At 45.4% G+C, this 20497-nt stretch carries 18 protein-coding genes and 2 pseudogenes; 13 read left to right on the forward strand and 7 right to left on the reverse strand.

What is annotated here, in order from left to right:
- Positions 1-17: 17 nt before the first annotated feature.
- Genes EIM92_RS06035 through EIM92_RS06045 form a run of 3 tightly spaced genes read left to right on the forward strand, consistent with a single transcriptional unit; the run spans position 18 to position 2841 of the window.
- A complete protein-coding gene (locus tag EIM92_RS06035) occupies positions 18-1031 on the forward strand; it encodes an ABC transporter permease (RefSeq protein ID WP_125081914.1) in 1014 nt (337 codons plus the stop codon).
- The gene (locus EIM92_RS06040) at positions 1028-2092 is read left to right on the forward strand and encodes an iron chelate uptake ABC transporter family permease subunit (RefSeq protein ID WP_125081915.1); all 1065 of its coding nucleotides are present in this window, start codon (positions 1028-1030) and stop codon (positions 2090-2092) included. The genes EIM92_RS06035 and EIM92_RS06040 overlap by 4 nt, the downstream gene beginning before the upstream one ends.
- Positions 2089-2841: an iron ABC transporter ATP-binding protein gene (locus EIM92_RS06045; RefSeq protein ID WP_125081916.1), complete on the forward strand. Its 753-nt coding sequence runs from the start codon at positions 2089-2091 to the stop codon at positions 2839-2841. Before EIM92_RS06040 ends, EIM92_RS06045 begins: the two co-directional genes overlap by 4 nt.
- A 201-nt stretch (positions 2842-3042) precedes the next feature.
- Here EIM92_RS06045 and EIM92_RS06050 read toward each other — a convergent pair whose 3' ends face one another.
- Together EIM92_RS06050 and EIM92_RS06055 are read right to left on the reverse strand one after the other, a co-directional pair.
- Positions 3043-3258, reverse strand: coding sequence for a helix-turn-helix transcriptional regulator (locus EIM92_RS06050; protein ID WP_125081917.1), 216 nt, complete (start codon positions 3256-3258; stop codon positions 3043-3045).
- A gap of 399 nt (positions 3259-3657) precedes the next feature.
- Positions 3658-4530: a DNA-binding protein gene (locus EIM92_RS06055; RefSeq protein WP_125081918.1), complete on the reverse strand. Its 873-nt coding sequence runs from the start codon at positions 4528-4530 to the stop codon at positions 3658-3660.
- A 497-nt stretch (positions 4531-5027) separates the two neighbouring features.
- Between EIM92_RS06055 and EIM92_RS06060 the strand changes: the two genes are divergently transcribed.
- The gene (locus EIM92_RS06060) at positions 5028-5477 is read left to right on the forward strand and encodes a hypothetical protein (protein ID WP_211344432.1); all 450 of its coding nucleotides are present in this window, start codon (positions 5028-5030) and stop codon (positions 5475-5477) included.
- An 88-nt stretch (positions 5478-5565) separates the two neighbouring features.
- On the opposite strand, the gene EIM92_RS06065 is transcribed toward EIM92_RS06060, so the two are convergent.
- From EIM92_RS06065 to EIM92_RS06080, 4 genes and pseudogenes are all read right to left on the reverse strand, one after another.
- Entirely contained in the window at positions 5566-6519 is a 954-nt protein-coding gene (locus EIM92_RS06065; RefSeq protein WP_125081919.1) for a DUF4097 family beta strand repeat-containing protein, read from the reverse strand.
- Between the two features lie 4 nt (positions 6520-6523).
- On the reverse strand, positions 6524-7123 hold the full coding sequence (locus tag EIM92_RS06070) for an HAAS signaling domain-containing protein (RefSeq protein WP_125081920.1): 600 nt from the start codon (positions 7121-7123) through the stop codon (positions 6524-6526).
- Positions 7120-7446: a PadR family transcriptional regulator gene (locus EIM92_RS06075; protein WP_125081921.1), complete on the reverse strand. Its 327-nt coding sequence runs from the start codon at positions 7444-7446 to the stop codon at positions 7120-7122. The genes EIM92_RS06070 and EIM92_RS06075 overlap by 4 nt, the downstream gene beginning before the upstream one ends.
- A gap of 164 nt (positions 7447-7610) precedes the next feature.
- Positions 7611-9176 (reverse strand): annotated as a pseudogene (locus EIM92_RS06080) (FAD-dependent oxidoreductase).
- Between the two features lie 182 nt (positions 9177-9358).
- On the opposite strand from EIM92_RS06080, the gene EIM92_RS06085 reads away from it, so the two are divergent.
- Genes EIM92_RS06085 through EIM92_RS06095 form a run of 3 tightly spaced genes read left to right on the forward strand, consistent with a single transcriptional unit; the run spans position 9359 to position 14024 of the window.
- Complete coding sequence (locus tag EIM92_RS06085) at positions 9359-11467, forward strand: spore germination protein (RefSeq protein ID WP_246021218.1); 2109 nt, start codon at positions 9359-9361, stop codon at positions 11465-11467.
- A 33-nt stretch (positions 11468-11500) separates the two neighbouring features.
- Positions 11501-12712 carry a Ger(x)C family spore germination protein gene (locus EIM92_RS06090; RefSeq protein WP_125081922.1) on the forward strand — a complete coding sequence of 404 codons (1212 nt, stop codon included), beginning with the start codon at positions 11501-11503 and terminating at the stop codon, positions 12710-12712.
- A 13-nt stretch (positions 12713-12725) separates the two neighbouring features.
- Positions 12726-14024 carry a GerAB/ArcD/ProY family transporter gene (locus EIM92_RS06095; RefSeq protein WP_125081923.1) on the forward strand — a complete coding sequence of 433 codons (1299 nt, stop codon included), beginning with the start codon at positions 12726-12728 and terminating at the stop codon, positions 14022-14024.
- Between the two features lie 36 nt (positions 14025-14060).
- Here the strand turns inward: EIM92_RS06095 and EIM92_RS24810 are convergent.
- Positions 14061-14267, reverse strand: a pseudogene (locus EIM92_RS24810) (YczF family membrane protein); the annotation flags it as partial.
- A gap of 171 nt (positions 14268-14438) precedes the next feature.
- On the opposite strand from EIM92_RS24810, the gene EIM92_RS06100 reads away from it, so the two are divergent.
- The 6 genes from EIM92_RS06100 to EIM92_RS06125 all read left to right on the forward strand — a co-directional run bounded on the left by EIM92_RS06100 (position 14439) and on the right by EIM92_RS06125 (position 20435).
- The gene (locus EIM92_RS06100) at positions 14439-14828 is read left to right on the forward strand and encodes a Fur family transcriptional regulator (protein WP_125081924.1); all 390 of its coding nucleotides are present in this window, start codon (positions 14439-14441) and stop codon (positions 14826-14828) included.
- Positions 14810-15628, forward strand: a complete 819-nt coding sequence (locus EIM92_RS06105; RefSeq protein ID WP_125081925.1) for a response regulator transcription factor — start codon at positions 14810-14812, stop codon at positions 15626-15628. The genes EIM92_RS06100 and EIM92_RS06105 overlap by 19 nt, the downstream gene beginning before the upstream one ends.
- Before the next feature lie 151 nt (positions 15629-15779).
- Complete coding sequence (locus tag EIM92_RS06110; protein ID WP_125081926.1) at positions 15780-17021, forward strand: methyl-accepting chemotaxis protein; 1242 nt, start codon at positions 15780-15782, stop codon at positions 17019-17021.
- Between the two features lie 359 nt (positions 17022-17380).
- The gene (locus tag EIM92_RS06115; RefSeq protein WP_125081927.1) at positions 17381-18214 is read left to right on the forward strand and encodes a uroporphyrinogen-III synthase; all 834 of its coding nucleotides are present in this window, start codon (positions 17381-17383) and stop codon (positions 18212-18214) included.
- 39 nt (positions 18215-18253) lie between these two features.
- Positions 18254-18892: a ThuA domain-containing protein gene (locus EIM92_RS06120; RefSeq protein WP_125081928.1), complete on the forward strand. Its 639-nt coding sequence runs from the start codon at positions 18254-18256 to the stop codon at positions 18890-18892.
- A 133-nt stretch (positions 18893-19025) separates the two neighbouring features.
- Entirely contained in the window at positions 19026-20435 is a 1410-nt protein-coding gene (locus EIM92_RS06125) for a DEAD/DEAH box helicase (RefSeq protein ID WP_125081929.1), read from the forward strand.
- The last annotated feature ends 62 nt before the right edge of the window (positions 20436-20497 follow it).

The following is a 20497-nucleotide window of genomic DNA, read 5'->3' on the forward strand; positions in this document are numbered from 1 at the left end:
TAAAGGAGTATGAGGCAGTGCCGAAGAATATAATACAAATAAATGCTGGGGTTGAGAGCGCTCAACCCCAGCGTTATAATCACAATAAGATATGGACAAAACCCTTTATATTAGCGATTATAGTTGTTTTTATTTTAGGTATTATATCACTGTTTACTGGAGTTTATGATATACGAGGGCAAGACGATGGAATGGAAATGTTTTTCATCACTCGTGTTCCAAGAACAGCTGCACTAATGCTAACTGGAGCTGCAATGTCAATGGCAGGACTTGTCATGCAGCTGATTACACAGAATCGTTTGGTTGAACCTACTACAACAGGAACGATTGAATGGGCAGGTTTGGGGCTTCTTTTTGTTTATTTGTTATTTCCAGCGCCAACTTTAGTCCTAAGAATGACGGGGGCAATCATTTTTTCTTTTATAGGAACAATGATTTTCTTTTTGTTTCTAAGAAGAGTTAAACTACGCTCGTCTTTAATTGTTCCGATTATCGGGATGATGCTTGGAGCAATCATATCCGCGATTTCCACCTTTGTTGGACTCGTTTTTCAAATGACACAAAATATTGAGAACTGGTTTGTAGGTTCTTTTGCTGCGGTTCAGGTTGGAAGATATGAGTATCTATGGATCATTGTTGTTGTTACTTTATTTATTTTTATTTATGCTAATCGACTGACTTTAGCTGGACTAGGGGAAGATGTTTCAACAAGTCTTGGAGTAAATTATAATAGGATCATTCTTATTGGTACTGGTCTTATTTCTTTTGCCGTTGGAATTGTTGCAGCTGTTATTGGAAATTTACCTTTTTTAGGTTTAATCGTACCGAATATTGTTTCCATGTATCGAGGAGATGATCTGAGGAGTAACTTGCCCTGGGTATGTGTGATAGGAATGGGCACGATAACTGTTTGTGACATCATTTCTCGAACAATTATAATGCCTTTTGAAGTACCTGTCTCTTTAATACTTGGAACAGTAGGATCAGTCGTATTTATTGTCATTTTATTGAGACAGAGGAGGCTACGATGAACGCATTAGGATATAGTGATAAAGAAAATGTCAAAATCGATTCTAGCCTTCATAATAAACATAGATCAGCCAGAGCTTTTCGTTCCAAGAAAGAAGAAAAACGTTATTGGATTTTGCTGATAGCATTGATTGCACTGGGTATATTTTCTTCATATGGACTTTTGGTTTATAATAATCCGGTTCCAGTAGATTCTCCTTCTTTTATCCCAGTTGTTAAAAGAAGGCTGGTTGCTCTGGGGGCGATGATTATTGCAGCAATTTGTCAGAGTTTGGCGACCGTCGCATTCCAATCGATTACGAATAATAGGATTATAACTCCTTCACTTTTAGGTTTTGAAGCACTTTACTCAACAATTCATACGAGTACCATGTTTTTCTTTGGTGTTGGTGCATTTATAAGCTTTACTGGTGTTGGATCATTCGTATTTCAAGTTGTCCTTATGGTTTTGCTGTGTTTGATCCTTTATGGATGGCTGCTTTCTGGAAAGTATGGGAACTTACAGATTATGCTTTTGGTGGGAATTATTATTGGAGTTGGGCTGAGGTCTCTATCCTCTTTTATGAGAAGACTTCTTGCGCCGTCTGAGTTTGATATTTTACAGGCAAGATTATTTGCTTCTGTCAATAATGCGGATGCTGGCTATTTTCCTATTGCAATTCCAATTGTAATCATTGTAGCAATCCTTCTGTTTGCTTATTCCAAGAAATTAAATGTGTTGTCACTTGGGAAGAATGTCTCCCCTTCTTTGGGAGTTAATCATAAATTTGGCGTAATTTATGCTCTTGTATTAGTTTCTATATTGATGTCCATATCCACAGCTTTAGTTGGACCACTTACATTCTATGGTTTTTTAGTTGCAACTTTGAGTTATCTAGCAGCGCCAACTTATGATCACAAATATATTTTTCCAATGGCTTTTGCTATCGGATTTTTGATAATAACGGGTGCATACTTCTTTATGTATCATGTATTCAATGCTCAGGGTGTTGTTTCAATTATTATCGAACTGTTTGGTGGAATAACATTTTTAATTGTAATCTTAAGGAAGAGGGCTCTATGATAAAGATTAATAATGTTAGAAAGTTGTATACTGATGAGGTAAAAATAGGACCTTTGGATATTACAATACCAAAAGCTGGTCTTACTTCTTTAATTGGGCCCAATGGCGCTGGAAAGTCCACGACACTTATGATGATCGGAAGACTTTTGAATATGGATGAAGGCCAAATTACGGTCGCCAATATGGATGTTTCTAAAACTAAATCAGAAGACTTAGCAAAGATCTTGACTATTTTGCGCCAAGAAAACCATTTTGTAACGAAGCTTACGGTTAGGCAACTAGCTGGATTTGGGCGTTTTCCTTATTCAAAGGGGAGATTAACCAAAGAGGATGAGGCGATTATATCTAAATATATCGATTTTTTAGACTTGACTAATCTGGAAAATAGATATTTAGATGAGCTTTCTGGTGGTCAAAGGCAACGGGCATATGTAGCAATGGTTTTGTGTCAAGAGACTGAATATGTGCTTTTGGACGAGCCTCTAAACAATCTTGATGTTGCTCGCTCTGTTCAAATGATGGAACATTTGAGGCATGCTGCTAATGAATTTGGAAGAACAATTCTGACTGTTATGCATGATATCAATTTTGCAGCCAAATATTCGGATAGAATTTGTGCTATGAAAGATGGACAAATTGCTGCCTTTGGAACAGTGGAAGAGGTTATGAACCCAGAAGTTTTGACAAATATATTTGAAACGAAAATAGAAATTATCGATGGTCCATATGGGCCAATAGCTGTTTATTAGCATTATTTAGTTAACTCAACTTTTGCAGCCAAATCTCTAAACAAGAACCCAATCTATTCAACAGCTACTTCTATATAGTGGCTGTTTTGCTTTTATTGGAGCTATAAAAAACACCGAATTTGCAATCTCATCCGGTGTTTTTTGGTAATTATATTAGGGGGTCTGCGTGATCAGACATTGAGCAAAACAGTGATTAAATGGTCACCAAGGGTTTCCACTAATCTTCCATTCGTCTATTTCAGTAGGATCAACTTTACACAGCTTACATATTAACAGTCCCAAGGGCATTCTCGGTATTTTCTTGCCATATTCGATGTTCTGGTAATGCCTTAAAGAGCAATCCATATAAGTTTGGATTTCATTGACAAGTGACTCTTGGGTGAAATTAGCTGCTTCACGGGCTTCTTTTAATTTCACGTCGGTAACTCCTAATAGTCTTTATTATTAAATATTACCGAAGTATTTAATTAATTATCACGATCTAAGGATCGACGTCCTTTAGGACGTGTTGTATAATTAACATTAAGTAAATAAAAAAGACCGATCGCAATAGCAATCGGCCTAGGGTGAGAAACTTTTGCCGGGTCCCTCACCCTTTCATTTTAACATACTGATTTCCTTTGATGAAGATAGTTTAAAATTAAACCACACAAAAAAGTAAAAAAAGCCCACTTTTTGTACAGCACCCCAAGAGTTAGACTTTACTCTAACTTTTGGGGTGCTGTACCTTTCACGGGCTTTTTTATTAATTAATTCTAACCGTTTATACCATGGTTGTATGTTCCGATGGAGGGCGAAGAGAAAGGAACAATAACGCTAAATAATGTGAGGACTAGAAACATGGTGGTTAATGTTTTTTTCATTTAAAAGCACTCCTTTTAAAATATGATTATACCTTTGTTGTTGCCCTGGTGAGGCGAAGGATCGAACACTTTCATACATGGACAGGGATGTAATAAATTCCCTGCTTAGATCTATATTAACTGCAAATGTAAAATAATCAAGTATATAATTAATCGTTTCAAGGTATCTTTTTTTATTTAGGCTATATATGGCCAATTGATTTAATAACTTGATGTAATAAATGCGATTTCCATAGTCCTCATAGCCAGAAAATATTTCCATGCTTTGTGGGATGTAAATGTCTAGGATGGGGTCTACATCCCATCCGTGAGCATTAGCGGCTTCCAAGATGGTAATAAGACCAGGGAGAAGTTCTTCATCTTCTTGCTGAATGAAATCGCTGTATCTACCCAAAACATCCATTTTTCCCGATAATAAATCTATTGCGTAGAAGTTAGCTTTAGCAAAGTCATTAAATCGTCTAACTTCATCTTGTCCCTCTTGATCCAGTACTATAAACCAATCTAAATTAGTATATTTCTCTGTGAATTCTCTTGCCTTGTCATAAAACCCCTGTTTCTGGAAAACCGTAGCTATAGCTAGATGACTATAGCCGTAATAAAAAACTAAAGGTCTATTCAGTAATTCAATAGAAATCTTAGCATCCCAATTTTTCTGATTTTGATAAAGTTTATATGCCGTCTCATACATATAATTTGCAATTTGTTTCGCTTCAGACCAATTGTTTTGTTTGTAGCTAACTCGAAATAATTCAAAAGCTTTGTCTAATGGATGAACCTTTTCAGATAACAAATAAATGTCTTTGGTATTAAGATGCTCACTCATTGATAACGCCTCCACGTATTATATTTTTATCGGGAGTAGTCTAAGGTGTGAGGGATGACCCGGCAAAGAAATCCCCATATTGTTACAATAATATACAAAAATTAACTTTAGGTCAATTACATTCAATTCAGACCCGTAGAAAAGGTTTTGAATATTATAATGAGTAAAGAAGAGTAAAAAGGATTGTATAAATGACCGGAAGAATATCAAGGTAATTCCGGTCATACATCTAATCTAATGGACATTAAGCCGCTGCTCGTGTATAGCGAGATGCTTTGATATATCTGCTGCTCAATATGATTCTCCGCCCTGTAAAGTCACATGGAGAAGACGGTTAGCGTTGGATCGTTTTTACGCCAAATCGCAGATGAAAAAATAGTGGTTGCTCTGTTATTCATTTCTGAAAATAGTTGGATTATAATGAGGAAGGCAAAGACGTCCTGATCGAACAAATCAGATTACGAGTGTCAATTCTATAAGAAATAAGGGGAGTTTATTTGGAAAGAACAGCACAACTTATTTTTGATCAATTGTTGATGCAATCCGGCAGTACGGTTGCTCTTGACGTTCGCTCGCGCTTTCCTGGAGGGCGGAATGTAGGTGGAAAATACAACATTGCCGATCACAAGGTTACGATGTACGTAGGAGAAATCAAAAAGCAGTGCTTAAGTCTTTTCGGTTCGCTCGAAGCTTTTCCGCAAATACTGCGCATCGTATTCGCCCATGAACTTGGGCATGCCGAGGATGCCAACCTGCAGGAGCTGTCGGATCTTCTGGATCATTGCGACAATGAGCAGGAGCGGAAGCGGATCGCCCTCCGCATCGAAGAGAATGCCTGGGATTATGCGAAAAAGCTTATCCCGGAGGAAGATCAAAGTATTATGCAGACCGTCATCTACTATTCACTAAAGTCTTATCGCGAAGCCATTGCAGGCGAAATCGCCTAAAATTGGATACGATATATTATCGCTAAGTCACGAAATAGCCTCCGGCTCGTCAGTCGGGGGCTATTTGTATACGCTAGGACAGCCTTTATTAGTCAATCGTAATATTTCCGGAAGTGGAACGAACTTTAATAAGGTCATTGTTCAGATTAGGCGAATCCGGTGACTTGATATTTCCTGAAGAAGTCCTTAGCTCGTATATGCCTTGAAACTCGGGATCGGCAGACAGCCTGACGTTTCCAGATTGGATGGATATATCTAGCGAGTCTGAACGTTGATCTTCAATGGTGATGTTGCCGGAGGTCGATTTAATTGTGCCATTTCCCGTCCAGTCGTTGATTTTAATGTTCCCCGAGACCATTGTTGCAAGCATATCGCCCTCCAGGTTTTCGGCTTTAAAATCGCCTGAGGTCATTTTAGAGGTTAATGCACCCTTGAGATGATGAATATTCACATTCCCTGAGGTTACCTTAAGCTCAGTGTCCGCCGTGATTTGCTCCAATGATATTTGGCCGGACAGAGTTTCTGCTTGTAAATGATTGGCTGTTAGATCCTCAACTGTCAAATTTCCCGACTTTGTCTCAAGCAAAATTTCTTTGGCACGCAGAGACTTGAAACTGCCATCGTTGGCCATTAGGTCGACAGTGATCTGATCCAACGCCTGTTCTGGATCGGTCAAAGCCACGGTAATCTGTTGGATGGTCGAATTGAAGTTGAAGCTTAGAAAGGAAAAGTCGCGCTTTTCGTTGAATTGCAGGGCTAAGCTCTGATTTGTAATTTTCGTCTCGATTAAGCTATCAATCGACTTTTGTGGTAGATTTCCACTGGCCTCTACATAATTCGTACCATCGGGACTCGCAATAAATTCAAATTCCACATGATAATCACTATTGATGGAGAGCGACTTTAGCTCGTTATCGCTAAACGTCCATTTCTGGGTATAGGAGGGTTGTTCTTCCCCGAAGTTGAAGCCTTGATAGATCATCCCGCTAATGCCCAGAATGACGAGAATACTCGCTATCAGACTCAATCCTTTTTTATTCATACACTTAATCTCCTTTGGCGACTCGGACGTTCCATGCCCAATATGACGCGCTTAATTTAATTAGGTTCGAATATAGATGCCGTGTGCCGACAGCGATAAGAATGCCGATTCCGACCATCGCGAGTACGGCAAAGGCTTTGGTCGGCTGAAATACATTGTTAAAGATATATTCGAGAAGCAAGGCGGCTGGGCTGAGTATACCGGCCATCGCCGTCAAGGCAATGGCCAGGCCCAAGGCCCAAAGTGCGGCGAGCAAGGGTAGGATGACCAGGTTGAGGAAGAACAATCCGGTATAGATCGCTGAGGTTATCATTTGGTGTCGACTGCTCGTTTGCGCCGCCGGGGCCAAAGACGTTGACGTCTGACCTTCTGGTGGTTCACCAAACCAATATAATGGATGTAGGGGGTTAACCCGGTTAGCTAAAGCTTCCTGGGCCAGCTCAGCCGGATCGCCCAGCTCGCGGACGATCTCTTCTTCTGTTCTTCCGTTCTGAAGTCCAAAAGCGAAATGGGATTCATAGTCCTCCAACAGCTCGCTCTGCTCCTCCGGCGGCAGTGCCGATAAATGGGAGCTGAGCAGAGAAATGAATTCTTTCTTCTTCATAGATGGTTTCCTCTCTCGATTAAATTGGCTACGTTGCTGACGAACCGTTTCCATTCAACCACCAGCTTTTTCATGTGAATTTCCCCTTGGGGGGTCAGTTTATAATATTTACGGGGAGGGCCTTCGCTCGATTCCTGTAAATATGTCGTGCAATGTCCCTCGTTTACGAGTCTGCGCAGCAGAGGATACAGCGCGCCTTCCGCCACTTCAATATGTTCGGAGACGGATTGGGCCAACTCATAGCCATAGCGATCCTTCTCATGGATAAGTACTAGCACGCAAATTTCTAAGGCGCCTTTTTTAAACTGGATACTGATATCCAAGTGTCATCGCCTCTTTTTCATATATAGTAGTTATTCTTAAGTATCTTCCTACATACTATCATCCAGTACTGAACAAAGCAAGGTACTTGAGCGGAGAAAAAGACACCGAGCGGTGTCTTTTTGCGACTCGTTCCACGGCATGGATCATTTGATCCGAGGTAGCGCTACGATTCGTTTGCGGCTTCCTGGCTAAGCAGGGGCAGATTCTCTGTAGCCGGACCTTCCAGTACTTCGCCTTTATAGTTGAATCTTGAGCCATGACAAGGACAGTCCCAGGAGCGTTCAGCGTCATTCCACTCGACTTCGCAGCCAAGGTGCGTGCAGGTCGTATCAACGATGAATAATCGGCCCTCGGCATCTTTATAACCGCCGGCTCTTTTGCCAAGATGCCGCACGACTCCGCCTTCATCGTCTTTTAATTCATCCGCCTTGCGGTGAATCAGCTCGATTTTTCCGGATACCCATTCCTTGGCTACATCTGCATTTTGCACAGTAAAGTTCTTGATACCGGGGTTGGCTTTGAATCGGGAGGGCTTGTAAAGATCCGTGAACTTGTTGCCGTGTCCCATAATCAAATCGCGGAATATCAGCGCGGCAGCCGTTCCGTTAGTCATCCCCCACTTCGCAAAGCCGGTTGCTATTAAAACGTTGTCGTCGTCTGCGGTGATACTTCCGATATAAGGGACCTCATCCAGCGTAATAAGGTCTTGGGTAGACCAGCGATAAGGAATGCGTTTGACACCAAAAAGCTGGCCACCGAATTTCTCCAGCTCCTCGTAGTGCTTGAATGTACATTCGCCTTTTCCTGTTTTATGCGATTCTCCTCCGATCAAAATTACCTGTGATCCGTCTAGCAGAGCTGATCTTATAGAACGCTTAGGTTCACCGCAATTAATGTACATGCCGCGCTCTAACGGAATTTCCGGCTCGACGGCTACCACATAGGAGCGTTCGGCATGCAGTCTCGTAAAATAGAACCCTCCTCCGTCATAGAACGGAAAATGGGACGCGGAGATCGCATATTTGCAAGTGATGGTATAACCGTTCTCTGACCTCAGCTGTCGCCGTCCATCTCCGGTATTTTCGGCTGCACCTTCCATTGTCGTATTTTCATAGAAGGCTCCCCCATTAGCAATAACTGAGTCGACGAGTGCACGCAAGTAATGAAGCGGATGGAATTGCGCCTGATTTGGCAGCCGGATCGCTCCATGGACAGTTAGCGGGATCGGCAGTGATTCGCACCATTCGCCGGGCAAACCGAGTTGTTCATATGCCTCCCATTCTTTGCGCAGCTTCTCCGTCTGTTCCTCGGAATCTGCATATAAATATGCGTCCTCCTGCTGCAACTGGCACTCGATTTGGTGCTTCTCTATCGTGGACCTTATGAAAGCAAGAGCTTCCTCATTCGCTTCGTAATATAATCTGGCTTCTTGGTCGCCAAAATGCTTGCGCAGCTTATCATAAATCAGGCCGTGCTAGGAAGTGATTTTGGCCGTGGTGAAGCCAGTAGTACCTTCGAGAATGTGCGCCGCCTCCACTACGGTGACTTTAAAACCTGCTTTGGACAGCAGATAGGCGGTGGTAATGCCCGTAATTCCAGCACCGATGATGGCAATGTCAGTCTGAATATCCTCATTTAGCTTGGAAAAGGCGGGCAATTCAGTCGTATGTCTCCACATGGACTGGGGAAACTGGGGCAATGCACCCGAATCGTTTTCTTGGTTATTCATCAGTAACCTCCTTGAATGAAGTACTTGTTCATCATTATTACCACGTTGGCTGTTAAATAAAGCATGGGGGTTCGCAGCAATTCATTTCTCGTAAAGTATCCAATCTTGATGCTGCCAATCCGCATGAAAAAGAGCCAATTAGCAAATAATGGGGATATGTCAAGGAACAGGAGCTGCCAGGTATGAAACGCAATCAGTTTATCGGAAGAAGCCGAGGCCAATCTCGAGTGAAATCCGAGCAAAATAAGAGTAAGAGTGGGAACGAGAACAAGAACGAGGACGAGAGTAAGAGTCGTAATCGTACCGATATGGGGCAAGGAATGGCCCGCAATCAGGAAGAGGCGAGCCTCCCAAATTTCAGCCAACAGAGCGAAGATAGCTCTCAAGGTAATGTTAGTTCTCAGAGCGAGGTTAGTGGTCAAAATGACACAGGTTCGCAGACGAATGCTATTTCGCAGAGTAGTGCTAGCTCTCAAAGCGATACTAATTCTCAAAGTGATGCTAGCTCTCAAAACAGTAAAGGCTCGCAGGACGGCTCTAGTACGCAGAACCTAACTGGCTCCCGGCATGATTCCGGCTCATCGGACAATGCAGGATCACAGAGCAACGCTAGACCACAGAGCGGTGCTAGTGCCCAGAATAATTCCGGTTCACAGGCTAGCGCTGGCTCGCAGAATGCAAAATTGTCGGGGAACAAAGTCATTTCGGGGAACTTACAGCAGACGGTGCAGCGGATTCAGCAAGAAACCGGGGCCAGTACGGATATTGTTGTACGCGAAATGAGTGTGAACGGACAGAATTCTATTCCGATGGTCGTGATTTATTTAAATGGACTAAGTGATCAAATGATGATCAATTCATTTGTGATGCGATCCATAACGAACATGAAACAAGGAAAGGCGCAGGACGCAGAAGCTCTGCTGGATCAAATGCAATACAGCTTCTTATCCTTGGGAGAATCAAAAATAGTTTCGGAGTGGAATGATGTTATTCTCGCTATTTTATCGGGGGATACAGCGATATTTTTGGAAGGAAGCACTCGGGCCATCGTGGCCGGAACACAGGGCGGGGAATGGAGATCGGTTACGGAACCGACTTCGGAGCTGGTCGTTCGGGGACCGAAGGATAGTTTTGTTGAGTCGATTGCAACAAATATATCCCTGATTAGACGGAGGATCAGGAATAAGGATTTATGGCTGGAGACCATGAAGATCGGTGAAGTTACCCACACGCATGTGGGGATGATGTATATCAAAAGTATGGCAGACCCCAAGGTTGTCCAGGAAGCCAGGCAGCGTCTAGAAAACATCCAGCTTAACGGGGTACTGGAGTCGGGTTATATCGAAGAATTTATTCAGGATAAGACCTTCACTCTGTTTCCTACGATATACAACACAGAGAGACCGGATACGGCTGCAGGGCACTTGCTAGAGGGCCGTGTGGTGATCATTGTGGATGGAACGCCGTTCGTCTTAATTTTGCCGACCGTATTCGGTCATTTCTTTCAATCTCCGGAGGATTATTCACAGCGTTTTGATATTAGTATCCTCATGAGAATGATTCGCTATCTTAGCTTTTTTATCTTGATTCTTGGTCCAGCTCTATATATCGCGCTGACGACATTCCATTATGAGATGATTCCCTCGCTGCTATTGGTGGGTCTTCTTGCTCAGCGGGAGGGCGTTCCCTTTCCGGCATTTGTTGAGGCTTTGTTGATGGAGGTCTCCTTTGAACTTCTCCGCGAAGCGGGAGTGCGCATGCCGCGTGCAGTCGGGCAGACAATTTCAATAGTCGGCGCACTTATATTGGGCCAGGCGGTTGTTGAAGCGGGCCTGATTACACCGGGGATGGTTATTGTTGTTGCATTGACAGGGATTGCCAGCTTTGCGCCGTCTGCATATAACATAGCTGTTGCCGGTCGACTGGTTCGATTTGGTTTTATGGTTTTGGCTGGTATGTTCGGCCTCTATGGCATTACCTTAGGGATTCTTGTACTGGTCGTCCATATGAATAGCCTTCGATCCTTTGGCGTGCCATACTTAGCGCCGATTTCACCGTTTGTTCCAAAGGATCACAAGGATACATTTATACGACTGCCCGCCTGGATATTAAAAACGCCGCCTAACAAAATCAAAGAGCAGTCCCAAATTCGGGAGGACCGAATCAAACACTCCATAGGAATGAATCAGCAACAAGGCCAACAGGGCCAACAGGGCCAGCAAGGCCAGCAGTGCCAGCAGGGCCAGCAGGACCAACAAGGTCAACAGGGTGTTTCGGATCATGGAATGTAAGAGGTAATAACTGAGCAAGGAGTTGACGCAGATATGATAACAAGGACAATAGCGATTGTACTGACGTTATGCTGTGTTACGTTGTTGACAGGATGCTGGGATGCTATGGATTTGAACGAAAGAGCGGTCGTGTCCGGGATCGGTATTGACTATGACCCTGAATCAGAGAAGAAATACCAAGTTTCATTTCAAGTCATTTTAGCTGACGAGATTTTAGGCAAAACGAGCCGGGGGGCCACTCCTACATCTTTACATAGTGGTACGGGGAATACGATCAGTGAAGCGATACGAGATGCTTCTCATACATTACCGCGCTTAATCTCAACGGCACATGCCCGGCTTATGGTTATTTCTGAAGACGTTGCCCGCAAGGGAATCTCGGAAGTCATGGACTTTCTAGACAGAGACTCCGATATTCGGCTGTCCGCCAATGTCGTTGTTACAAAAGGGGATATTAGAGCGGCTGACATTGTAGCAGCTTTGACACCTATAGGAAAAATTAATGCATTTTCGGTTTCAGAGAAGATTGCCATGACGGCACAGCAATCTGGAACCAACCTCATGATACAAATCGATGATATTTTACGTGATTTATTAACGCCGGGAGGCGGGCCTGTTATCGATGGCGTGGAACTCTTGGGCGATGTAAGGGAGGCAGGTAAGAAAAGCAGTTTGGAAAACGTGAAGAGTCCAGGAACTGTCAGGATTGCTCCTATAGCTATTTTTAAAGGCGATAAGCTGGTGGATTGGCTGACGCCAGCCGAGAGCCGTGGATTGGTATGGATTAGAAATAAAATGAGAAAGACGGCGCTGGTTATTGATTCTAAGCAGGATAAAAATGACATTTCCGTAGATGTTATTCGTTCTCAAACGAGTCTGAAGGCGCAGTTGGATGATTCCTCACATCCGGTTATTCAAGTAAAGGTAAGGACCTTGTTATCGGTCAGGGAAACAGACAGCAGGGCTGATCTGCGCAATCCAGAGGAGCTTCACGCGATTGAGCAAAAGACGAACGAAGCCATCTCAAGGGAGTTGCGGGCGGCCGTCCAAAAAGCCCAGCTAGCAAGGAGCGATATTTTTCAATTTGGGGATGTTATTGAAAGGGAAAGTCCTGCAGCCTGGAGGAAGCTCGAGGAACGGTGGGAGGATCTGTTTCCGCAGATAAAGGTGGAGTATACCGTGGACTCCGTCGTTCGCAATACACAAAGTCGCGACCGTGCCTACAACTATAATCAGGGTTCCTGAGGAGGATGGTTTCATGGAGAAAATTAGAATTAGCCCTCTGCAATTTTTTTCATTAGTACTGCTGTTCGAGCTGGGAACTGCGCTTGTCGTCAATTTGGGCTTGGAAGCCAAAAAGGATGAATGGTTAGCCATTCTAATCGGCTTAGCTATTGGCTTGATGCTGTACGCTGTCTATACGAGACTATATCTTTGGTACCCGAATATGCTGCCAACGGCATTTTTTAGAATTTTGCTTGGCAGATATTTGGGAACCCTGCTGGGGATTGCTTATATGGTCTTTTTTCTAAACAAAGCATCCAGGGACCTGATGGATGGCGGGCTGTTAGTCGGTTCTTTTATGCTCCGGGAAACGCCCCTATTCATTATAAATCTGCTAATGATTATTACGGTTGCTTACACACTGCATAAAGGACTGGAGGTACTTGCACGCACAGCGTTGATTTTCATGGTCATTGTTATTGCGATTGGCATACTGAGCCTGCTGTTGATGGGGTTTGCAAAAATTATCGACCTCAATCGACTAATGCCCGTTATGGGGAATGGAATCATGCCGCTGCTTCAAGCAGTTCCCCAAAAAAACTACCAGTTTCCTTTTGCAGAGGTTATTGCGTTCAGTATGCTTCTTCCTTTTCTTAACAACCCTAAAAAGGGGGTTAAGGCGGGCTATTTCGCTCTTATATTCGCGGGGGTCATTTTGAGTTTAACTGTTGCAACGATCATATCCGTACTTGGTGTCGAGCTTGCCGAAAGATCGATGTTTCCTTTACTAGCGACAATCGGTAAGGCTACGATATCTGACTTCATCCAGCGTCCCGATATTTTTGTCGTTATGACACTTATTGTCGGCGTCTACTTCAAAATGAGCATTTTTTCCTATGCGGCGGTGATTGGGATATCGGATGTATTCAATATTCCGTACCGAAAATTGATCTTTCCGGTAGCTTTAATTATTTTATACACAACCACTTTATTAGCTCGCTCCACTAGCGAGTATTTAGTGGAAGGGGGCAAAATGCTGTATTTAGTCGATCCCCTATTTTATATTGTGCTGCCTGTTATTGTTCTTGTAGCGGCTATCATCCACAAACTCGTATCCCGGTCAGGAGGACCCGGAGCTGGGGGCGGGGGAACTATTGGAGCTGGCGCCGGGCTCGGAACTGATAGCGTTGCAATGGGAACAGGAGCCGGTGCTGGAAGTGACCGGGGAAGCGGTGCTGCGGGCGGAGCCAGTACCGGAGTTAAAGCTGGCTCCGGAATCGGATGTGAAGTTACCGGTGTCGGTGCTGGGGCTGGAGACGGTGGTTCCAGCTGAACCCCTGGCGGATGCTTTCGAAGTTTTAAGAGCACGATAGAAATCAGGAACGATCAAGAGAACGAGCAGGGTCCAAGAGATCCATTTCTCCGCATTCGTAAAGAAGGCGTGCCTAAAGTTGATGAATACGGTATTCCATGGAAAGCCGACGCGCACATCGACCCACATGGCAAACAAAGCGCTTAACAGGAAAAACAGAATCAAAATCGCGTATTTTTTCATCAACATGGGCAGGTGGTTCATCCTTTCGGTTTGAAGTTATAACCCTATTATGAAATAAACTAGGCAATCCCATACGGAGCTTGTGTTTATTCGCTAGGTATAAAGGGATGCAGACGAATTGCTTAGCTTGACGGATTGTATAACAAGACTTATACTAATTCTAAAATCAAATCATAAGGAATGATTCTATATATGAAATCACTAAATTTAACGACACAGCGCAAAGCCGTCTATGATGTTGTTCGTAACGCAGACGATCATCCTACTGCCGCAGAAGTGATGAATCGTCTTGTAGAGCAAGGATATAATTTCGCCTATGGCACAGTATATAATTCACTCCGGTATTTAACCGACAAGGAGTTGATTCGGGAATTGAAGCTTGGTGAGGCTGCGAGCCGCTATGACGCCAAGCTTGATGATCACCAGCATATTCTGTGCGAAGTATGCGGGAGAGTGGATGAAGTCATGACCAAGGTTCCGGAGGACTGGAGCGCGGCAGTTGCTAAGGAAACCGGGTATGACGTGCATCATGCCCATGTTGTATTCGGGGGGGTGTGCCAATCATGCATGCAGAAGAAATAAAGAACAGAGTTCAACCTGGGAACGTGACTCCTTTCAGACGTCCGGGCAATGAACTATCTTACAATGAGGAACCGAACAGCAGCAGTATCCCGGTGGCATGCCCAACGACGCAGCGCGTCATCCTCGTCAGCCCATTTCCGAGTGAAATCTATGAGTTGGTCAGAGATTTGTCAGTAGGCTGCTTCGATGTTCTTATGTTTCATCATTGGGAACAAGGAATACGCAATGCCTCTGCAGCCGATCTTGTTATATTCGACCTGACAGCCTATCATCGCCAGGACGAGGCGACATTGATCACGACACGGATGCTGCAGGATCTGGAGAATATTCCGTCTCTGCTGCTCGTTAATGAAGCGATGCTGTCACAAATGAATCAGCGATTAATGAATTTGGAGCTTCTCGTCTGGCCGGCTTCGCCCAACGAAATTCTGTACCATGTACAGCGAATCATTCGCACAAGTAATCATCGGCCGGCGGCATCTACGGCTTTGCCGACAGCGAATACGGTTATTTTCAAGGATCTGTGGATTGATCGCAAGAAAATGCAGGTGTACCGCGATGGTACAGCTATTGAACTCACGAAGACGGAATACGAACTGCTGATGAAGCTATTGGACCATGAAGGGAGCGTCTTGTCCCGAGAAGAGCTGCTGGCGGACGTATGGGAGACTTCTTTTACAGGCGGCAGTAATGTGGTGGATGTGCATATCAAGAGCTTGCGCAAGAAGCTTGGTGACCGGGCTGTCAGCCCAACTTATATTGCTACCGTTCGCGGGGTGGGATATCGCCTCGCCGATTAATAGGCATACCTAAAAAACCGTGCACCTGCGAGGTGCACGGTTTTTTTGCGGCCTTTGAAGAGGAAAGAAGAGGGGAATGTGCGGTTTATGTCGAATATTAACATTATTATAATTAAAGTGGGTCATTTTTAAAAAGAAAGGAACCGTACAAATGAAAAATCGCATAACACTCTCCTTATTTATTGCTAGTGGGTCGGTTAGCGTCGTTCCTATTGTATTGATGTTAGTATGGAGTGCGTCGTCATGGTGGATCGTAGGGATGATATCTGTGGCTGTTGCCCTGCTAGTGGCCTGGCTGCTTACTCGAGCCATTACGGGGCGGCTCCGTCATTTGAGCGAATCGATTGTGCAAATTAGCCGTGGCGACCTGTCAGCGCGAATCAGCGATAGCGACCGCAAGGATGAGATTGGCATGGTGGCGAAACGCCTTCAGGAGGCGGTCGATCATTGGAATGCCATGCTGACAGAGATGCGGCAAGCGTCTAGCCAGGTCAATTTATCGGCGAACCAGTTATCAGCTAGTGCAGACCAGACTACTAAAGCGATCGAGCACGTGACCTTGGCGATTCAGGAGGTCGCATCTGGAAGTGAACGCCAAATACGCCATATGGATCGAGGCGTAAATGGGGTTGAAGATATATCACGCCAAGTAGCAGCCATTTCGGGTCATATTCAAGATGTAACCCAAACGATGGAGCAGACAACGGCAGTCGCCGAAGAAGGAAATACGTCCGTTATTAGTGTTGTAGAGAAAATTGAGCATATCCACCATACCGTGGATGAGCTTGGCTCAGTGATTCAAACTTTAAGCGAGCACACTGAAAATATTGGTGGAATTGTCGGTGTCATTACGGGGATCGCTCAGCAGACCAATCTGCTTGCCTTGAACGCTTCTATAGAAGCGGCAAGAGCCGGCGAGGAAGGCCGAGGTTTTGCCGTAGTCGCCTCTGAAGTTCGCAAGCTTGCTGAAGGCTCTGAGAACTATGCCCATCAGATTGAAGATTTGATTGGCGGAATCCAGGCGGAAGTGAGGCGGGCGCTGGAATCTATGGAAAATGCGAGGAAGGGCGTAGAAGAGGGGATTGTTGCTGTCGACATTTCCGGACGCAGCTTCTCGCGAATCCGCAGAGCTGTCCGGGGAGCCGCAGCCAAAATTGAAGAAGTATCCGGAGCGGCCCAGGAGTTGATGGCCGGAGCCGGTGAGGTATCAGAAACGATAGCCGATATTCGCAACATTACGGAGGAGGGCTCCGAGAACGTAACCACCATCTCGGCTGCTGCCGAGGAGCAGTTGGCTTCGATTCAGGAAATCGCATCCTCTACAAGCCAATTATCCTCTATCGCCAGACAGTTGGAGGAGATGGTTGACAGATTTAAATTAGGAAAGTCATAATTTTGTGACAAACAGTCAAGGTTGCCTAACAAGTCATGCATATGACAGTTGGGCAGCTTTTTTTATATATCACAAAAGGATAAGCTATGGAGGACAAGCAGGACCAGCCATCTGAAGTCCTAAGCAAATCTATCGAAAGAAGCAATCCGGCTTCTTGAAAAAGAGGTTGATCGATATTTTTTTATAGTTCAAACAATTTCACGAATACCATTATGATTCTAAAGTTGGATGCATAAATGTTTCAGCAGGAATTCATTCTAACGAGAAAGATGCAATAGAACGATTTACTTAGACCTCGGTGTCGTTTAAGCTTATGATAAACAAAGCTGTTTCAGATAGCTTAAGACGGGGGTAGAGATGTGGCTAGAAGATTAGAAGGCAAGCGAATTGCGCTAACTGGGCCTCGCCGTGCGGAGGAGTTAGGCAAGCTGATCGAAAATATGGGTGGGATTCCGTTATATCGTCCCGCGCAAGGAACTGTATTTTTGGATGATGAGAAGCTGCGCCAGGGAATTCAGACATGGGTTAATCACCCGCCAGAATGGTCGATTTTTACGACGGGAATCGGGCTGAATGCATTGTTTGAAATGGCCGAGGAAATGGGATTACTGGATCCATTGCTGAGCAACCTCTCTAAGTCGCATATTGCTGCGCGAGGGTATAAGACGGTAAATGCATTGAAGAAGCGCGGGCTGTCGCCTCATGTCCGGGATGATGACGGCAGTACCGATGGACTGATTCGGGAGCTGGCCGCATATGATTTGAAGGATACCACAGTATTGCTTCAGTTATACGGCGACCCTGCTCCGAAGCTTGTATCCTGGCTTAGGCAGCAGGGGGCTTCCTGCACGGAAATATTGCCTTACAGCCATGTTGCTCCGCCCGAAGCAGCTTTGGAACAATTGTTATATGACATCATTGAAGCGCGGGTTGATGCCGTCTCCTTCACAAGCAGTCCACAGGTGAGATTTCTGTTGGAATATGCAAAGAAGCAGGGGCATTTCAATGATCTTATCGCTGCGCTAAAGGAATCGGTCATCGCTGTAGCTGTGGGAAAAGTGACGGCTCAGGGATTATATGAAGCTGGTATTCCGCGAGTAGTTGCTCCAAAGGAGGAACGAATGGGCAGCATGATTGTTGAGCTGGCGCGCTATTATGCTGGTGAAAGCGATCCTCTGCTGGCAGGCAAATAAGCCTTTGGCAGGGAACCTAACAGACAGGAGGAGCAAATCATGAATAAGAAAAAAGCGCTGCTGATCGGAGATTACACTCATCCTAAATTTTATCCCCTGCAAGGGGTGGATCTGGAAATTACCCATATTTTAAATGATCATTTTTCAGTACAATGTACAGAGAATAATCAAATGCTTGAGGAAAGCAACTTGCAGTCGTTCGATCTGTGTATATCCTATCATGACAGTTGGAGAGAGAAGCTGTCTTCCAAGCAGACCGCGGGTCTTTTGTCTTGCATCAGCGGTGGACGTGGCCTGCTTATCCTTCATAACGGCATTGTGTTGCAGAAAAAATATGAGCTTGCACAGCTCATCGGCGCAAGAAACACAACGCATCCTTCTATTCACAAATTGGAAATGCGCGTCTCTGCACCGGAACATGATATTATGCAAAATATTTCGTCTTTTGAAATCGAGGACGAGCCATATCGATTTGAATTTGATCCGTTTAGTGAAACGACCATTTTACTGGAATATGAAATGGACGGAGAATGGTATCCGGCGGCATGGGCCCATTCTTATGGGCTTGGCCGTGTAGTGTATCTGCTGCCAGGACGTGATCAGGTTGTGTTCCAGCATCCGGAATATCGCAAGCTTTTGCTGCAGGCTGCGAAGTGGGCGGCAAGGTCGCCAGGTTAAGCTGTTTCAACGATTCAAAACAATTAGATGCTAAAATAACGGATTATAGATCCTAAAAAGGCCGGAACGCTGATTGGATGGGCGGGTTCGGTCTTTTTAAATCAAGATACCAAAAACAACGAGGTGGATATATTTGACAACTTTTGAGCAATGGGGCATTTTGCCTGAGCTGATTCATACCTTACAGAGTCATGGCATTAGCCGTCCGACGCCAGTGCAGCAGGAAGCTGTACCTGTGCTGCTGGCCGGGGAGGACGTTATCGTGCAAGCGCAGACGGGGACGGGGAAAACGCTGGCTTTTCTGCTGCCGATTATGGACAAGTTGAAGGCTGACCGTCCTGATGCGCAAGCGCTAATTATTACGCCTACACGGGAATTGGCTATCCAAATCACTGCAGAGGCGCGCAAGCTGGCGGCTGCACGTGAAGGGATATCCATTCTGGCCGCTTATGGAGGACAGGACGTAGAACGGCAGCTCCGCAAACTGCAAAATGGAACCCAACTGGTCATCGGTACCCCGGGCCGTCTGTTGGATCATTTGCGCCGGGGTTCGCTTACGCTGGGAGCCGTACGCATGCTGGTGCTGGACGAGGCAGATCAGATGCTGCATATGGGGTTTCTTGCTGAGGTAGAGGCGATTATTCGCATGGTTCCGAAGAGTCGGCAGACGATGTTGTTCTCGGCGACAATGCCGGATAACGTGAAGCGGCTGGCAAGGACTTACATGGACCGTCCCCGGGATATTCGGATTGCGGAAACCTCCCGCATTACTTTGGACAGCATCCGGCAAATTGTTGTGGAGTGCACGGACCGGGGCAAACAAGGTGCGCTGATCGAGATGATCCGAAGTCATCGTCCTTACTTGGCGGTCATTTTCTGTCGGACGAAGCGGCGCGCCAGCAAGCTGAATGAGGCTCTGCAGGAGGCAGGTTTTGCTTCGGACGAGCTGCACGGCGATTTGTCTCAATCAAAGCGGGAACAGGTTATGCGCGCGTTTCGAGATGCGAAGCTGGAGCTCCTCGTGGCGACGGATGTCGCGGCACGCGGGATCGACGTAGAAGGCGTAACCCATGTATTTAACTACGATATCCCTCAGGATGTGGATAGTTATATTCACCGGATCGGCCGTACCGGGCGAGCTGGTGAGAAAGGAATAGCCATAACCTTTGCCTCTCCAAGAGATATCGATGCGCTGCGAAACATTGAGCGAGGTATTGGTTTGAAGCTGGAGCGGCAGCGCCAGGATAAGAGTGGGGCGGCCGTCGTCGTGAAGGAGCAGACGACGGGGAAGCGGGAATCCAGGGACGGAGCTGGAAGGGGAAGAAGGACGGAGGGCAGGAAGACGGCAAACGGGAAAACGAATGGAGGCCGACGAGGGGGCGCGGAAAGTGCTAGTGGCTGGGGGCGTGGAGCCTCTTCGTCCGGTCGAGCCCGGGGTGGAAGGAATGCCCATGCAAGAGGCGGGTCTGCTGGTTCTTCCCCGCGTGGAGACGGCGGGGGAAGACGCGGCGGAAGAGAACGCGGTGGACGGCGGGGCCGCTAAATTAGTGAGAAGGATGAAATGAATCGCAACATAATCGCTTTAAATTACGTTTAAAAGAATAG

Source organism: Paenibacillus lentus (assembly GCF_003931855.1).
In the GTDB taxonomy this organism is placed as follows: Bacteria; Bacillota; Bacilli; order Paenibacillales; family Paenibacillaceae; genus Fontibacillus; species Fontibacillus lentus.

Bases quoted from the DNA above. Each gene is read 5' to 3' on its own strand.
- EIM92_RS06040 (WP_125081915.1), top strand. From the start codon at position 1,028: ATGAACGCATTAGGATATAGTGATAAAGAAAATGTCAAAATCGATTCT.
- EIM92_RS06055 (WP_125081918.1), bottom strand. From the start codon at position 4,530: ATGAGTGAGCATCTTAATACCAAAGACATTTATTTGTTATCTGAAAAG.
- EIM92_RS06090 (WP_125081922.1), top strand. From the start codon at position 11,501: ATGATAACAAGGACAATAGCGATTGTACTGACGTTATGCTGTGTTACG.
- EIM92_RS06100 (WP_125081924.1), top strand. From the start codon at position 14,439: ATGAAATCACTAAATTTAACGACACAGCGCAAAGCCGTCTATGATGTT.
- EIM92_RS06070 (WP_125081920.1), bottom strand. From the start codon at position 7,123: ATGAAGAAGAAAGAATTCATTTCTCTGCTCAGCTCCCATTTATCGGCA.
- EIM92_RS06110 (WP_125081926.1), top strand. From the start codon at position 15,780: ATGAAAAATCGCATAACACTCTCCTTATTTATTGCTAGTGGGTCGGTT.
- EIM92_RS06045 (WP_125081916.1), top strand. From the start codon at position 2,089: ATGATAAAGATTAATAATGTTAGAAAGTTGTATACTGATGAGGTAAAA.
- EIM92_RS06120 (WP_125081928.1), top strand. From the start codon at position 18,254: ATGAATAAGAAAAAAGCGCTGCTGATCGGAGATTACACTCATCCTAAA.
- EIM92_RS06065 (WP_125081919.1), bottom strand. From the start codon at position 6,519: ATGAATAAAAAAGGATTGAGTCTGATAGCGAGTATTCTCGTCATTCTG.
- EIM92_RS06105 (WP_125081925.1), top strand. From the start codon at position 14,810: ATGCATGCAGAAGAAATAAAGAACAGAGTTCAACCTGGGAACGTGACT.
- EIM92_RS06085 (WP_246021218.1), top strand. From the start codon at position 9,359: ATGAAACGCAATCAGTTTATCGGAAGAAGCCGAGGCCAATCTCGAGTG.
- EIM92_RS06095 (WP_125081923.1), top strand. From the start codon at position 12,726: ATGGAGAAAATTAGAATTAGCCCTCTGCAATTTTTTTCATTAGTACTG.